The sequence below is a fragment of the Terribacillus saccharophilus genome (assembly GCF_002272745.1).
Taxonomy (GTDB): Bacteria; Bacillota; Bacilli; order Bacillales; family Amphibacillaceae; genus Terribacillus; species Terribacillus saccharophilus_B.
In genome coordinates, this window is sequence record NZ_NPBD01000002.1 from 607,447 (window position 1) to 624,160 (window position 16,714).

The window sequence follows — 16,714 nt, forward strand, 5'->3', positions numbered from 1 at the left end:
ATTGTAAACGCTTACAATTTAAAATTTAAGTCCGGATTATTTAGGTTGATGTCCGTTTTTTTCACGTACTGCTATTACTTCTTCACTCTGTACAAACCAGGACTCACTCCAGTATGTTTTTTAAATACTTCAGTAAAATGACGATAGCTATGATAGCCCACTTGTTCACTGACTTCCTTCACTTTCCCTCCGTTAAGCAGTAATTTCTTCGCTTTTTCAATCCGGATATTGGTCAAGTATTTAATATAGGTGGTGCCAGTTGTTTCCTTAAACAGCATGCTAAAGTACGTGGCACTCATCCCTGCTCGCGCTGCAACATCCTGCAGTGTGATATCTTTATGATAGTAATTTTCGATAAACACTTCAGCCCGCTCTACCGCCCCTTGGCTTTCCTTATTCTTAGCTTGCTGAATGCCATTTAAAAAGCTGATCATCTTAAATAACAGCCAATTCTCCATTGCTTCACTTGTGTTCAATGTTCTAATTTCTTGATGAAAATCATAATCGTCTCCAGGATCTTGAGCCCCATGTTCTTTAGCAACTTCCAATCCTAGATAAACCATACGAGCAATTTCTCTTTCCATTAATTCAAGCTGCCGTGTTTGACGGAGTTCCTTCATCCAACTCATTACATGTTCTTTCAAATTCGCTTCATCGGTTGTCCGCATACTAGCAAAAATAGCCTTTTCAATGCTTGATACGTCTTGCGGAGCAGTATTATACGTCTCGATGTCTTCATAATGAAGGGCGGACACTTCTAAGAACTTTGCATAACGACATGCTTTTCGTGCTTGTTGGTAGCTTTTAAATAAATCTCCCGGTTCCGTATAGGTTCGGCCTATTCCAACCTGACCCTTTACATTGGAGGTGACCAAGTCTTTACTATGCTGACTTGATAAAGCTGTAAGATGAAGAAGGACGAGAAAATACTCATTTCCAGAACGGATAGGGATACTTTTGAGGTTTGGTTTCTCTTTCTGAATAAAGTCTTTAGAAGCAAGTGCAAGAACCGTGAAACCGTATACCTTTTTTGAATAACTCTGCATCACTTGCTCCCAGTTTTTCTCTCCTTCTTCATGGTGAAGCATCAGTTGAAGAAGGACTTGCTTTAATCGTTCCTGCTTATTTATTTCCCATTCAGTCTCTAGTGTTTTTATTCGTTTAATTTCATTCGCTTTTTTGATTGTTCGCGCCAAAACATCTTCTACCTTTGACAGTGTTACCGGTTTTTCAAGATAATCAACGACTCCCAGCTTAATCGCCTTCTTTAAATATGCTGTATCGTTAAATCCGCTAAATACAATACATAATGTGGTTGACTCTAATTCTAGTATCCGTTCAATAAGAGCTAGACCGTCTAAACCGGGCATTCGAATGTCCGTAAGAATTATATCTGGCTTGTTTGCTTCAAAGTAGTCAAGTGCCTCTAACCCATTTTGAGCGGTACCAATCAGTTCAATTCCAAATTTCTCCCAGCAGACCATTGTTTGGAGCCCTTGTATAACAATGAATTCATCATCAAAAAGAGCCGCTCGCATCATTACGAATCACCCCTCATTTTTATTGGAAAATGAAGCTCTACAGTAGTACCACAATCCTTTTCGGTCGAAATGGAAAATGCAGAGGAAGGATAATATAATTCCATTCGCTGTTGCACATTTTTCAGTCCGAAACCCTTTGTCGTATTGGACATATCCTCTATTCCAACCCCATTGTCCTCAATGATAAAAATTATTCTTTCGTCTTCGATCTTTCCGGTTAAGCGCACAAGTCCTGGATCCATTTTTGGCTCTAACCCATGATAGATTGCATTTTCTACTAACGGCTGCAGCAATAACTTTAATATCTCCATATCATGTAATGCCTCGTCAACATGTTCTTCGTATGAAATCCGCTCAGGGAATCGAAGCTGCTGGATTGTTATGTAATGACGTATATGAGCTAATTCATCAGCTACCGTAATCATCTCTTTCCCCTTGCTCAAGCTAAGCTTAAAAGTCTCCGAAAGAGCATTCGTCATCTTGGCAATATCTTCATTTTTATTTAAGATGGCCATCCAATAAATAGAATCAAGTGTATTGTACAAAAAGTGCGGCTTTATTTGGGCTTGCAGCAGGCTAAGCTCCGCTTCTTTCGTCTCTAATTTTGAACGTATCAGTAAATGATTCAGCTCAATGTTTTCGGATGCCACTTGCTTAAATGTATTGCTTATCAAACTTATATCATCAGAAGGTATTTCTGCTTTGCTTTCTTTTGACGTTTTCATCCATTCCACTACCAACTTTTTCAGCTGTGTCAAAGGATGCGTAATTCTGCTAGAAGCAATAAAGGAAAGAATAAGCGCAAAGACTGCCATCAGTCCAACGATTACCCCTGTTACATTCCGTATATAATAGGTTTCATTTAGTAATACGTCCTTTTTAATAATATGAACAAAATCCCAACCTGTCGTTTCATTCTGATAGCTGCTAATTAAATAATCTTCTGCTGGTAAGTTCTCTCTCTGAAGAAGCGGTAGCATACTTTTCTCTTCCGGATCGGCAATTGGCACAGTATAAACCATCCGATTTGATGTTTCTGCTTGATCCAGAATGGCAGATTCATTATTTGGGCTCTCATCTATAACTCTTGAGAAAATAGATTTATGAATATTCACAACCAGTACACCAAGAATTTGCTGTTCAAACACATTATCCGAATCACGGAGCAGCTTTACAGATGAGAACGTATTCGAGGATGGATCATCCAGCAAAATATTCCGGCTGAAAAACAATACTTTTCCTTGCCCTGCTTCTGTTTGTCTGTACCAATCCTGCGTACCGATTTCATGAACTGCTCCTCCACTTGTATCGTACTTTCCCATACTGGTGCTGTTGCCATAACAAAATGCTCGAAAATGCTTATCGAATAAACACACAGAATCAATGTCCTGCGTATCAATAAAATAGCTGTACAATAAATGCTCCATCCTTTTCTCCATATTCTTTTCTATCTCCTGAGAGGAATCGGAAGTTATTTCTGCGCTCTTCTTTAATTCGGCTTGCATATCACTATTCCAAGCGATTAATCGCTGCATATTGATGACATTTTTCAGCAGCACATCAGCGCGTTCGCTGGATGCTTTTACTTGAATCTGCATCGTGTTAATTTGATGCTGCATTAATGTTGTTTTTGCAATGTAGTAGGATGTTATACCAAGAACAGCTAAGGGGATGATTGAAATAATCGTTATTGCAACAAAATACCGATGACGCATTTTCCTGAATCTTAAATACGAAATAATTGCTCTTCTGACCTTCTTCATCCAATCCCTCCTTTCGTCCGACTTATAATAAAGCGCTTACATTATAACGTAAATCATATGCATACAATCTAAGATGTATGTTTTACGGGATAGTGTTGTATTATTTTTTCACAGCCTTCCGCAGTACCAAGATCTGCCTGTGCATGATGTAACACGGCATTAGAATAGTGTTCCTTTATTTCACGGATGGTTTGGTCAATTTTCTGCCATTAATAATAACCTCTGCTCCTTTTGCAGCGAGTGATAATGGTAATTGCTTTTCCAATCCCCGACGCAGAGCCAGTAATCAGCGCTTTTTTACCTTTTAATCCTAAATCCATTTCTACCATCCTCCTTTTTATTAGTTCCATGTTATACGCTTTAGTTTGATATGCAAGGAATATGGTATTCAACCGGGTTTAAACGAATAATGAAACAAAAAAACCGAGGATTAAAAATCCCCGGCCGGCGTTCCATCAATATACATCCTTCCATTCATCGATATTGGTTTCATCGAATTTGAACGGATCTCCGAGCATAATCTGTGTACCTTCTCCGTCCTCGACCACTTCCACTTCACCAAGATCACGCAAATCTACTTTTTCTCCTAGTTCGCCAGTGATGTTGCCTTCACCCAGTTCAAAAGCAGCATAAGCGGCTCCTTTACCAACATCAATCGGGTTCCACAAGTACATCCAAGGGCTAACACCGCTTTCAATATAGGTCGCCATCTCACTTGGCAAGCCAAGACCTGTCAAAGCGATTTGGCCTTCCAAACCTTTATCTGTGAGCACTTTACCTGCTGCAGCAATACCAACAGTCGTAGGTGCAATGATTGCCTTCAAGTCAGGGTAAGATTTAAGCAATGCTTCCGTTTCTGATACACTCTTATCACGCAAATCGTCTCCGTAAGCTACTTTTACAAGTTCAATATCTTTATATTCATCTTTCTCGAGTTCCTTCTTCATCCACTCGATCCATGTATTCTGGTTTGTAGCCTGGCTTGTTGCACTCAGAACTGCAATCTGGCCTTCGCCGCCGATCATTTCAGAAACTGCTTCGATCTGTACCCGGCCGATACGTTCTGGGTTAGCTTGGTTGACATGGATATCACGACTGGCAGCATTCACTGCTGAATCGACTGACAAAACTTTAATTCCCTGATCTTTTGCCTTCTTCAATGCTGGCTCCAAAGCATCAGGATCGTTACCAGCTACCGCGATAACATCCACTTTTTGCGTGATCAGCTGTTCGATTATCTGAATTTGTCCTTCTGCAGTTGGCTGATCTGGTGAGCGCAGAATTACTTCTCCGCCCAGTTCCTTGATCGTACTTTCAAAACCATCCAACATTTTCTCACCATACGGATTTCCTGTATTTTTAAATACGAAAGCATATTTCTTTGGTCCGTCATCTGACGCTTCACCAGATGCACCACTGGATTCCGGTGCTCCTTGGCTGCAGGCAGCCAGCAACAATACTAACAGCATCATAGCAATCCATTTGCTCCACTTTTTCATCTCGGTCTCCCCTTATAATCTATTAGTATCAGCAAGCGCTGGAATACTCACTTTCTTTTCATCATGCCGCCAAGCTTTGGAATGGCAACTGACAGGATAAGCAATGCTCCTACAATAATTAAAAACATTTGACTTGGAAGATTGATAAGCCCGAGTCCATATTGCAAATAGCCGATGATGAAAACAGCTATGACGACACCTAACACCCGTCCTTTTCCGCCAGCTGTGCTGACTCCACCAAGTGCTGCCATCGCAATGATGTCAAGTTCATACATGGTAGCAATGTTCGGCCGTGTGCTGCCCATCCTTGATGTAAGGAAAATCGCCGTCACAGCAGCTAGCAATCCTGCCAGCATGAAGACGATCACTTTGACTTTATCTACCTTGATACCTGAAAAACGACTGGCAGTCGGATTGTTACCGATAGCAAATACCTTTCTTCCGAAAGTCGTCTTGTGCAGCACGATACCGAATAGTAGAGCCAACGCTGCGAATACAATCAGCAGAAACGGTATTCCGAAAACATAACCCCATCCAAAGAATCCGAACCATTCAGGAAAACCTCCTGCTGCCTGATCTTCCAAAATGATGTAAGCAATTCCACGATAGAGAATCATAGTTCCGAGCGTAACGATAACCGCTGATAACTCTTTGAACTTCACAATCAAGAGTCCATTGATCAGTCCGCATATAGCGCCAGTTGCTAGACAAGCAATGATGGCTACTTCCATCGGCAGACCTGCACTTGTATAAAGCGTGGCCATGACAACAGACGATAACGCAACTGTTGAACCTACAGAAATATCGATATCGCGCATGATCATAATCATCGCCATTGGAAAGACGATCAATGCTTTATCCAGGAAGACCATCGTCCCGTCCCGCAAACTCGGATAATTCAAGAAATAAGGTGACACATAGCTTCCGAGCAGGAGCACGGCTACCAATATGAGCAAGAGCATCCATTCCCATTGGAAGAAGAGACGCTTCCAGGAGAACGGCAGATTTGTTTCTAAAGTACGAGGTTGATATGTTTGCTTTTTTTGTTCCATCAGCCAGCCCTCCTAAGCAGATGAGTTCGTTCGACACGGCGTTTCACGATGGCATTGACGATAACGGCAAGCAGGATGATAAAGCCTTGAATACCGTTTTGCCAGAATGGTGATACATTCAAAAGCGGCAGTGCATTGTTCAGAATCCCGAGCAATATTGCTCCGAGCAGTACGCCTGCTAGCTTTCCAGAACCACCAGCGATGCTGACACCGCCCAATATACACGCAGCAATGACTGTAAGTTCGTAACCCGAAGCTGTATCTCCTTGAGCCGATGCAAACTTGGATACCCACAAGACGCCGCACAGACCGGATAATCCGCCCATGATGGTATAAACAAGGAACAAGATTCGCCCCTGTTTAATACCGCTCACAGCTGCAGATTGCGGATTACTGCCGACCGCATAGATCTGGCGTCCTGTACGTGTGTAATTAAGAAAATAAAAGAATACGAGGCAGAAAATAACCGCAATCCAGATTAGATGATTCAGTCCAAGGAGAGTTCCGGTTGCAATTTCCACGAAGCTTTCCGACATTTGATACGAACTAACCCACTCCCCATCACTCACTAAAAACGTAAGACCACGGAAAATGTTCATTAAAGCTAGTGTAGCTATGATTGGTAGCAAGCCGACTTTAGCAATCAGCATACCGATGACCATCCCGCACAAAGCTCCGATTACGGTACCGATAAGCAAGCATAGGAACGGATTGACTGACGGGTTGGCTGCAACAAGCTGCGCTGTCAGCATACCGGAAAGCGCAATCACAGCTCCGATTGACAAATCGATTCCCCTGGTAATCAGAACGATCATCATCCCTAGTGCAAGGATGACCAGGATCGATGTATTGGTTGCCATGTCAAGGATATTTTCTCCCGTCAAAAATGAAGGATTTCGCAATTGTACCCCGATACATAAAATAACGATGAAGAAAAACAGCCCAAGCTCTCGGAATTGATAAAACAGTGCCAGCGGATTTTTCTTCTCCATATCTAGATTTTCTGTTTTGATTTTCATTTTGGCCCTCCTTCTTTATCCGCTTTTCTCTTGTACTTGCTCTTCGCCCATTGCTGCTTCCAAAATCATCTCCTGGGTGATCCCCCTGTTAACAAAGTCGGCTGCAACCCTGCCCTCTTTCATTACTAAGATTCGATCGCTCATACCTAGGATTTCGGGCATTTCAGAAGAGACGAAAAGAACCGCATATCCAACTTCCGCCAGCTGCTGGACAATTTCATATATGGCCGCCTTTGCTCCGATATCGACACCTTTCGTCGGTTCATCCAGCAAAATCACTTTAAGGTCCTTTGTCAGCAGTTTCGCAACGGCTACTTTTTGCTGGTTTCCACCTGAAAGAGAATTGACCGAATCAAAGATGCTTGTAGCTTTTATATGCACTTTTTCACCGAATTCTTTGGCCTGCCGTTTTTCCTTATCACGGTGGATCCATGTAAAGGATGATAGATCGGATAAGTTTGCTAACGTTATGTTCTTTTCGATACTCCAATCTACGAGCAGACCTTGATCTAATCGATCTTCTGCTAAATATCCGATACCATTATTCATAGCTGCCTGTGGATTTTTATTGCGAATCGAGCTGCCGCTCAGCAGTATTTCTCCCTTGTCAAAGGTATTTATGCCGAATATCGCTTGGCATACCTCTGTTCGTCCAGCTCCAACCAATCCAGTCATACCGAGTATTTCGCCGCTTCTAATCGAAAAACTTATATCGTCGAATTCTCCTAGCTTAGACAAGTTTTTCACTTCCAGAACTGTATCTCCTGCGCTCGTCTTTTTATCAGGGAAAATCTGATTAATTTCCCTCCCGACCATTGCGACAATCAACTTTTCATTCGATATGTCTTCCACATCCCAAGTTCCGATGTAGTTGCTATCGCGAAGTACCGTAACACGGCTGGCGAGTCTGTACATGTCCTCGAAACGGTGGGAAATAAAGATGATAGAAGTGCCTTCATCCCGTAGCTTTTCGGTAATACGATACAGCTCTTCACTTTCTCTGGCAGTCAGTGCAGCGGTCGGTTCATCCATGATGATGATTTTTGCCTTTGTACTGATCGCCTTAGCGATTTCGACGATTTGCTGCTGCGCCACGCTCAGCGTATTCATTTGAGCTTTAGGATCTAAACTGCTGCCCAGCTCCCGTAGCAGTTGCCGAGCCTGTTTATGCATCTCCCGCCAATTCAGCGTCTTCCATACTTGGTGCCTAATTTCATGATTCATAAAGATATTTTCAGTGACAGACAAGTCGGGATAACTGGTTACGTGCTGATAAATAGCCGCAATTCCCTGCTGTTGAGCTTGTTTAGGATTTTGAAAAGACACTTTTTCACCCAGCAAGAGCATCTCGCCTTCTGTTGGTTGATGGACGCCTGTAATGATCTTGATGAAAGTGGACTTCCCTGCGCCATTTTCACCCATTAAAGCGTGGATTTCCCCCTTCTTCAGTTGGAACTGCATATCGTTCAGAGCCTTTACACCAGGAAAGGCTTTTGATATCCCTTTCATTTCGAGTACATATTCGTATGTCATCTTTTGCCCTCCTTTACTACTGAATGCGCTTACATAAAGGGTATGAAAAAAGTCCCGCTTCGAGAAGGGGACGTCTTTCGGAATAGGAGGTTATTCTTCTGTTATTGTCTTATCGGCGTAAACGCCGATATTCTGATGGAGCAAATCCTGTATGTTTCTTGAATAGCTTACTGAAATATTTGTGATCATGGTATCCGACAGAATCAGAGATTATCGTTACTTTGTCATCTGTATCCTCCAGCTTGCGCTTGGCAAGCTCTAACCTCTGTTTAGTAACATATTGCAGTACGGTTTCTTTTGTATGCTTTTTGAAATAAGCACAAAAATATGTTGGGTTCATATAGACATGTGCTGCTACTTGTTCAATCGTTATCGCTTCCTGTACATGATGATGTATAAATGCTTTCGCCCGCTCCACCGCTGTTCGATCTGAATGTTGATCCAATCTGATGCACATATCTGCCAGATCTTTGGTCCAATTTTCAAAGCCTTGAAGCAATTCTGGTGCTGTTAAGGTTTGGCTCGTGTTCCTTCCTAATTTCTGAAGCATACGGTTAACATCATTGACGGGCAATCGCTTGCTAACATCATGCAGCATTTCAATACCTGAGGATTGAAGAAGCGCCATTACCGAGTCCAGTGGCTCTGCTGGTGCAAGCTCTTCTTTTAACCTATATAAAGCAGCGTTCATACCGTCGAATAAAAACTGCTTAAAAGCAAATCGGAGGGTATGCAAGATATTCTGGATGTTAACATTAATGGCTTCAGTGTATTGACTTTCTGCAGGAACAGGCAGGAGCTTTATTTCCATCTGCTCTGCTTCCATTGCCGCCGGCAGCAATTCCAATTCGTACAGTATTTGTCCTGGTGAAGCTGTTAGCTTGAAGAAAGTACGGTGAGACAGAGTTTTAGCAATACGATCGATAAATAGAGATGAATTTTTCTTTTCTGTATGTACAAGCAGACCAAAGCTTTGTTCCTGATCCCACCACCACCAAAAGGATGAATCTGACCATTGATGTGACAGCTCTGCATTAAAAATCCGGACAACTGCACTAAGCTCCTGGTGAAAACGAACTGGATCTCGTTTAGCTTTTTGCTGATGAAAGTTTTGAAGCTGCAAACGGCACATGTAATACGTTCCTGATGGGAATATTTCTGTCCATTGTGTATCAGCCAGGCTGTTTTCACTCGAAAGAGCACGCAGCAACTGAAGCTGCTCTTGTTTCTGACTCGCCCGTTCTCGCACATTTTCTATTTCTTGTTTTTTTTCATACAGCTGCTGAAGCCGATCCTGCAGCTGCTGCCTATCGATTGGCTTCAAAAGATAATCGGCAACTTGATTTCGTAATGCTTGCTGCACATACTGAAAATCATCGAAACCGCTCAAAACAAGAAATTCTCCTGTGTAGCCTGCTTCTTTTAACTCTGTAATGAGCGTTAATCCATCCATGATCGGCATCTTGATATCTGTCAGAATGACTTCAGCTTTCTTACCAGATCTCCATCCATCCAATGCTTCTTGCCCATTAGCAAACGTGCCAATAACCGCGCATTGCGGCTGATTGCTGATAAAACGCTCTAGTCCCATACGGATTCGATATTCATCCTCTACGATCATGATTTGCAAATTCTGCATCAAGACTTCCCCTTTCTGAAACATGACGAAATGGCAAGTAAAGCCTTACAGTTGCACCCCTATGATTGTTCTCCAGTGAAACACCATAGTTATTTCCGTACAGCATTTTGATTCGATTGGCAACATTGCTTAACCCATAATGCGCAGATTTTGAGGTTATGCCTGGTTCCAGACTAAGCTCTTCTTCCAGCTCCATTTTAACTATCGGGTCGAAGCCTGGTCCATCATCTTTTATACTCAAAATGAGCATATCAGGTGTTTGATGAATTTTGATATCGATATGAATGGTAGTCTTGGTTTCCAAGCCATATTTAATGCTGTTTTCGACAATCGGTTGGAGTATGAATTTTGGAACCTGCACATCAGTGGAGATTTCAGGATAATCGGTCTTCCAAGTAAGCCGGTCATGGAAACGGAACTGCTGGATTGACAGAAAATCATCGACATGTATGATTTCCTCTGTAAGAGAGACGAATTTTACGCCATTATCCAAGGAATACCGCAGCATTCTGCCAAGAGTCGTGATAATATTGATAACTTCCTCCTGTTCTCCTGCTTCAACAGCATAATTGATCGTTTCCAGCGTATTGAAGATAAAATGTGGATTGATCTGCGTTTGGAGTGCATATAATTCGGCTTCCTGCTGCTTGAGCCTAATCATATAATTCTTTTGAATTAGATCCCGTATTTCAATAATCATGTGATTATAACTCTCCGTCAGTCTGCCAACCTCATCCTGTTTTGTCACCGGGAGCGTTTGCTGAAACTTTCCGCCTTGGACGCTTCGCATGTTTTCTATTAGACGCTTAATAGGCTGCGAGACATTATAGGCCACAAATGTATACAAACACACGCTGAATATAATGAATAGAAGAAAAAGAACAATCGAGATGGTTCGGGTTTGCTGCTGTTTAGCGAACAGCTTTTCTGTAGGTATTTCATAAATTAACGCGTATTCCTGCTGTATGGCTGGAGTGATACCAACCAGTTTACCGTCCTGCAGAAAGCTTCCATTCTCGATTGGATAAAAATCGTCTGGAAGAACTTGGTCGCTTTTCTCCCTTTTCGAATCATATGCGATTCTCCCAGACTCCTTTTCCAAAAGCATGATTCTGGCAGCATTATGTTCTTTGATCGTACCTGTAATGCGGTCGACAAATGCTACATCCAATGCCAAAAACATTGTACCCAGATAAGCTTGGTTATCACGATCCTGCAGCGGCACACCGATTAACAGATAATCAGCATTATTCTCAAATACAAGATTTGTATCTTGCGGAAGAAGAATCATGCTTCCTTTTTCCAGCTCCAAGCTTTGGCCGTAAACAGCTGCTTCACCTTTAGAAAACCCGCTGTAATTTTTGGCTGCGGCTGCGAAAACTCTATTTTTAGAGAAGACAAACACACCGAGCAAATCAGAAGAACTGCTATGAAGAAAACTGCTGGAAAGATAACGCTCCATCGTGTATTGCTGCTGCATCGCTTCCGCATGTGACTGGAAGCTATCCTGCCTCAATATCTCGATCATCTGCTGTGATTGATATAGTCTTTCGGGCATATTCGTTACATCCTGTACATTCCGATCAATTTGCTGACTTGCCTGTTCCAGCATTTGCGGTACCAGCGCCCCGATTTGCTCTTCTGCTGCTTTTGTATATGTTGTATATATGAAAAAACCGAGCAGTGCGACCGGTATGATGGTAAGCAGTGTATAAGATAGCAGCAGCTTATGCATTAACGAAAGATTGCGGAATTTCTTTTTAAAAATCATATTGATCCACATTCTCCGCCGTAAAATCAATCGGTTCCCCCATAATGATCTGCTCTCCCTTTACTTGAATCCTCCCAACATCTTCTATAAACATCCCGTCCTCGATTACCGTACCATCTTGCATCAGCTTTGCAATCATGACAGTCAAGTAACCGAGTTTCTTAGGACTCCATAAAGTGATTCCTTGGACATCTCCTTCCTTTAAATGCGCGTTCATATCACGTGGAGATGCCAAACCGACTATTACGATATCATTTGATATTGATACATTCTCTTCCTTTAGAACGGCGGCTGCAGCTGGCGGACCTAGCGAGGCAATCCCAATAATGCCCTTCAAATCCGGATAAGCTTTCACCACTCGTTTTGATTCCTGATAAGCTGTGACAGGACTATCATTTGTATAAGCCACTTCTCGAAGTATCAAATTCGGATAATAAGCTCGATTGTGCTGCTTGATCCAATGCAGCCATTCTTCTTGATTGAGCGATGACTGCGACCCAGAAAGAATAATATACTCGCCTTCCTCGCCGATTTGTGCAGCCAGGCTGTCCAGCAAATGCTCACCTAGCATTTCAGCATCTACCATATTGATAAAATAGTCTCTAGCTTCTGGATGAGCATCTGCATCCCATGTCAGAACCGTTATACCTTGCCGTCTAGCCTCTATTAGTACAGGTGAGAGTCGATCTGGATCTATAACACTTACCGCCAGAACGTCGACCTTTTGTTTTATAAAAGTACGAATGATTTCTTCTTGCTGAGCAGGATCTGCTGTTGTCGGACCTTTGAAATGAACAGTAGCGCCCGAGGACTTAGCCGCTTCTTCCACTCCCTGTTGAACTGCTTGGAAATAGGGAATTTCCATCACTTTCGGCACAATGGCAATATCGATTTGTTCCGTTTGCTCTGGATGTGACTCTGATGGCGGCGTTTCCTGCACATAGAGTATCTCCTTTTTATTGCAAGCGCTTACAAAAATCAACAGAATAAGCAGGACAAGTGATTTCTTTTGCATAATATCATCCTCAGCAACCCCGCAAGCATTGCTTTGCGGGGTCGGTTGATTAGTTCACAGCTTGGAACTCCATGTTTTGTTTTTCAAAATAGCTTTTTGTGACAGAATCAATTCCTATATCTGTGTAGACCTTCGAAATACGCCCAAGATCAGTGATCGTTGCAAAAGCACGCTTTCCGAATTTACTTGAATCAGCGAGCAAAATAGTCTGGCCCGCTATCTCTATCATCTGTTTCTTGACGATAGCCTGCTGTTCATTCGAATCACTCAAGCCGTGTTCGAGATGCACGCTCTTACAAGAAAGGAAGGTTTTATCTACATAATAAGTCGTCAATGACCTCTCTGTCAGCGGACCGACGAAGGATAAAGATTTCGATAGCAGCTGTCCGCCAAGCGAAATGACTCGTATTTGATCCTTCGTACTGCAGGCGAGTGCCACCTTGATGCTGTTCGTAATGATCGTCAGCGGCATGTTTGGTAATTCCTTTGCCATATACCATGCTGTCGTACTGGCATCCAGAATGATCCGCTCTCCAGTCTGGATTTCTGAAACTGCTGCCTTGGCAATTGCCTGTTTTTCCTGCATTCGCATCACTTCACGCGCTTCATGGGCAATCTCAGTTGCCCCTTCCTCGATGCGAACTGCTCCGCCATGACTGCGATGCAGCAGCTGTTCCTTTTCCAGCTTCTCAAGGTCACGGCGTATCGTTTCCTCCGTCACATGAAAGAGAGAACTGAGTTCAGTAACCCGGACGCTGGCTCGCTCGTTAACCAGTTCTACAATCTTCCTTTGTCTTTCTACAACTAACATCCCTTTTCCTGCCTTTATCAAGTTTTGATTATAGTGTAGCATAATCTAACGCGTTACCGATGCGCCATTTCGTTTCTTTCGTACTCCTGGACATGCTGCAGCCAAGCTGTCCCGCGCGGAACTTGCATCTCCTGACAGAAATAATCCCACACTGCACCAAACGGATAGCTCTTCAGCTCTTCCATCAGCATGAGTCTTTCAGTGAATTGTCCCTTCTCTTGATATTCCTTTAGCTCCGCATGCGGTGTCAGTAAAGCATATAGAAGCGCTTTTTGCATATTGCGGGTACCGATTACCCACGCAGCTACACGATTTATGCTAGCATCAAAGAAATCGAGCCCGATTCGTATTGTATCAAGCGTATCATTACGAACTAGCTCATGCGCAATCTCCTTCAGTTCATCATCAAATGTCACCACATGATCACTGTCCCAGCGAACCGGCCGTGATACATGCAACGCAATCTTATCTGTAAATGGAAGCGTGCCGCTGAGTTTGTTCGAAACCATTTCCGTCGGATGATAATGCCCGGTATCCATGAGCAAGTGCTTACCGCGAGTTAAAGCATATCCCATGTAAAATTCGTGAGAGCCGACAACATAAGACTCAGAACCGATGCCGAACAACTTGCTTTCCACAGCATCAATATTGTAGTTTTCATCAATTTCAACAGCAAAGATCTGATCGAGTGAGCGCTTCAGGCGTTCTCTCGGTGTCAGACGATCACTAGGTACGTCTTTGTAGCCATCGGGTATCCAAATATTTGTAAGGCTCGCTGTACCGAGTTCTTTTCCGAAATACTCCCCGATCCGTCGTGAAGCGATGCAATGTTCTATCCAGAATTGACGTATTTCCTCATCTGGATGCGCAAGAGTTAATCCATCAGCAGCTTTACTATGAGAAAAGATTGTCGGATTGAAATCAAGTCCAAGATCATGCTTCTTGGCCCACTCCACCCAATTACGGAAATGTTCTGGCTTGATTTCATTACGCTCGACATGCTGACCGTCAGTCTCTGCGTAGATAGCATGCAAATTGATACGATGCTTGCCTGGAATGAGACGCAATGCCATCTCAAGGTCTGCGCGCAGTTCTTCCGGGGTTGTCGCTTTACCAGGATAGTTACCTGTCACATCAATTCCACCTGACAACTCATTCTGCTGCACTTCGAAACCGCCGATATCATCCCCCTGCCAGCAATGGATACTTATTGGTACCGTTTTCAATTTATCCAATGCCGCTTCAACATCGACTCCTAATCCCTCGTACATCGCTTTAGCTAGTTCATATGCTTTGATCACTGTCATATATTTTCCTCCTCAATTTAGATGGAATACTTCTTTCACCGTTTCACTGACCGGACTATGATCAGGATTTGTCTGCATAATATCCTGCATATATGCCCACCATCGCTGGCACACTTCCGTTTCGGCTATACGAGCATGCTTTTCTTCTGATTCAGCCTCCAAATAGGCGAATAACATAGCAGTCGGTTCATGCAGAAAGATACTATAGTTGCTGACTCCATGCTCCTTCAAAACTTGCTCCATCTCTGGCCAAAGCTGATCATGGCGCCGCTTGTATTCATCGAATTTATCACGATAAACATACATGACACTAGCTTTACGAATCATGGACTGTCCTCCTATTTTTGTCTGTTATATCTCGACTGGCTGGAGTGAACATCTCAACTGGGAACGATTTACGAATAAGCTGTCTGCCAGCATCCAAGGAATCCAGCTCTCCTGCAGCTATCATTTGTACAATCAAATTCCCGAGAGCTGTCGCTTCCGTAGGACCAGCAACTATTTGTAATCCGCTGTAATCTGCTGTCAGCTGATTTAGCACGGCATTCTGCGACCCGCCGCCGACAATATGCAGAGTTTGAATGCTCTCTCCTGTCAATGCTTCCAATTCCTCTAAAGCTTCGCTGTAAGCAATAGCTAGATTATGAAATACCGTCAGACTGAGCTCCCCAATACTAGTAGGTACATATTGATCCGTTTCTCGGCAATAGTCCTGGATTTCTTCAATCATATTGTCCGGCTTTAAAAATCTTGCATCATTTAAGTTGATTGAAGCTACTTGTTTCAGATCAGTCTGCTTTGCTTCTTCAACCATCTCACCAAAATTATAATCAACAGGATATACTCTTCTGATTTCTTGGATAACCCACATACCGATAATATTTTTTAAGTAACGATATGTGTTGTTGATGCCCCACTCATTGGTGAAGTTCTTTTCTAAACTGCTGTCCTCAAGAATGGGCTGTTTTCGCTCCGTCCCGATCAGAGACCAGGTGCCGCTGCTAAGATATGCCCACTCTTTCCCACTCGCAGGCACACCAGCGATTGCAGAAGCTGTATCATGTGATCCGACAGCAATAAGAGTACAAATGGGCAGGTCATACTGTTCATTTAACATCTCATTGAGTTCTCCAATAATCGTTCCCGCTTTAATCAGTGGAGCAAACTGCTTAGAATGAAAGCCTGTTAAAGCAAGCAGGTCCGCGTTAAAATCCTTGGTGTGTGGATCTAATAACTGCATCGTAGAAGCATTGGTCGCTTCCATAACTTTTTTTCCGGTAAGTCTGTAGTGCAGATAATCCGGTACAAGCAATATCGTATCCGTTTTTTGAATCAGCTCCTCACTTTCTGTGAAGAGCTGATAGATTGTATTGAAAGACTGATACTGGATACCTGTCTTTCGGTAAACTTCACTTTTAGAAACCTTTTCCCACACCTGTTCCATCACACCATCTGTCCGGGAATCCCGGTAAGCGATTACATCACGCAGCCGCTCACCATCCTTCCCAAGTAACACGTAGTCCACTGCCCACGTGTCGATTCCGAGCGTGCATGATGTGATCCCCTGCTGCTTGGCAATTTCCAAGCCTCGCAATATTTGCTCTTCTAAATGATCAATATCCCAGTAGTGGTGGTCTCCTTGTTTCTGGTAGCCATTCGCAAAACGGTGGATCTCCTGTATGACAAGCTTCCCATCTTTTAATTCACCAGAGACGAGACGGCCGCTTGATGCTCCGATATCTGCCGCAATATGCATGTGATATC

Annotated in this window: 13 protein-coding genes; all 13 read right to left on the reverse strand. The window is 43.1% G+C overall.

Annotation, left to right across the window (positions count from 1 at the left end; genetic code table 11):
* Positions 1-74: 74 nt before the first annotated feature.
* The gene (locus tag CHH58_RS04855; protein ID WP_095262098.1) at positions 75-1,541 is read right to left on the reverse strand and encodes a response regulator transcription factor; all 1,467 of its coding nucleotides are present in this window, start codon (positions 1,539-1,541) and stop codon (positions 75-77) included.
* Entirely contained in the window at positions 1,541-3,304 is a 1,764-nt protein-coding gene (locus tag CHH58_RS04860; protein ID WP_249275031.1) for a cache domain-containing sensor histidine kinase, read from the reverse strand. The genes CHH58_RS04855 and CHH58_RS04860 overlap by 1 nt, the downstream gene beginning before the upstream one ends.
* A 455-nt stretch (positions 3,305-3,759) precedes the next feature.
* On the reverse strand, positions 3,760-4,803 hold the full coding sequence (gene rhaS, locus CHH58_RS04865; protein ID WP_095226973.1) for a rhamnose ABC transporter substrate-binding protein: 1,044 nt from the start codon (positions 4,801-4,803) through the stop codon (positions 3,760-3,762).
* A gap of 47 nt (positions 4,804-4,850) precedes the next feature.
* Positions 4,851-5,855, reverse strand: coding sequence for an ABC transporter permease (locus CHH58_RS04870; RefSeq protein WP_095226972.1), 1,005 nt, complete (start codon positions 5,853-5,855; stop codon positions 4,851-4,853).
* Positions 5,855-6,874, reverse strand: a complete 1,020-nt coding sequence (locus CHH58_RS04875; RefSeq protein WP_212551788.1) for an ABC transporter permease — start codon at positions 6,872-6,874, stop codon at positions 5,855-5,857. Before CHH58_RS04875 ends, CHH58_RS04870 begins: the two co-directional genes overlap by 1 nt.
* Before the next feature lie 15 nt (positions 6,875-6,889).
* Positions 6,890-8,407 carry a sugar ABC transporter ATP-binding protein gene (locus CHH58_RS04880; RefSeq protein ID WP_095226971.1) on the reverse strand — a complete coding sequence of 506 codons (1,518 nt, stop codon included), beginning with the start codon at positions 8,405-8,407 and terminating at the stop codon, positions 6,890-6,892.
* A gap of 109 nt (positions 8,408-8,516) precedes the next feature.
* A complete protein-coding gene (locus CHH58_RS04885; protein WP_170937524.1) occupies positions 8,517-10,046 on the reverse strand; it encodes a response regulator transcription factor in 1,530 nt (509 codons plus the stop codon).
* Positions 10,012-11,847 carry a sensor histidine kinase gene (locus CHH58_RS04890; RefSeq protein ID WP_141235083.1) on the reverse strand — a complete coding sequence of 612 codons (1,836 nt, stop codon included), beginning with the start codon at positions 11,845-11,847 and terminating at the stop codon, positions 10,012-10,014. Before CHH58_RS04890 ends, CHH58_RS04885 begins: the two co-directional genes overlap by 35 nt.
* On the reverse strand, positions 11,807-12,832 hold the full coding sequence (locus CHH58_RS04895) for an autoinducer 2 ABC transporter substrate-binding protein (protein ID WP_095262100.1): 1,026 nt from the start codon (positions 12,830-12,832) through the stop codon (positions 11,807-11,809). Before CHH58_RS04895 ends, CHH58_RS04890 begins: the two co-directional genes overlap by 41 nt.
* Positions 12,833-12,881: 49 nt before the next feature.
* A complete protein-coding gene (locus CHH58_RS04900) occupies positions 12,882-13,643 on the reverse strand; it encodes a DeoR/GlpR family DNA-binding transcription regulator (protein WP_095226967.1) in 762 nt (253 codons plus the stop codon).
* A 53-nt stretch (positions 13,644-13,696) separates the two neighbouring features.
* Entirely contained in the window at positions 13,697-14,950 is a 1,254-nt protein-coding gene (rhaA, locus tag CHH58_RS04905; RefSeq protein WP_095226966.1) for an L-rhamnose isomerase, read from the reverse strand.
* A gap of 12 nt (positions 14,951-14,962) precedes the next feature.
* A complete protein-coding gene (gene rhaM / locus CHH58_RS04910; RefSeq protein WP_095262101.1) occupies positions 14,963-15,277 on the reverse strand; it encodes an L-rhamnose mutarotase in 315 nt (104 codons plus the stop codon).
* The gene (gene rhaB, locus CHH58_RS04915) at positions 15,267-16,706 is read right to left on the reverse strand and encodes a rhamnulokinase (RefSeq protein WP_095226964.1); all 1,440 of its coding nucleotides are present in this window, start codon (positions 16,704-16,706) and stop codon (positions 15,267-15,269) included. The genes rhaM and rhaB overlap by 11 nt, the downstream gene beginning before the upstream one ends.
* Positions 16,707-16,714: the final 8 nt, after the last annotated feature.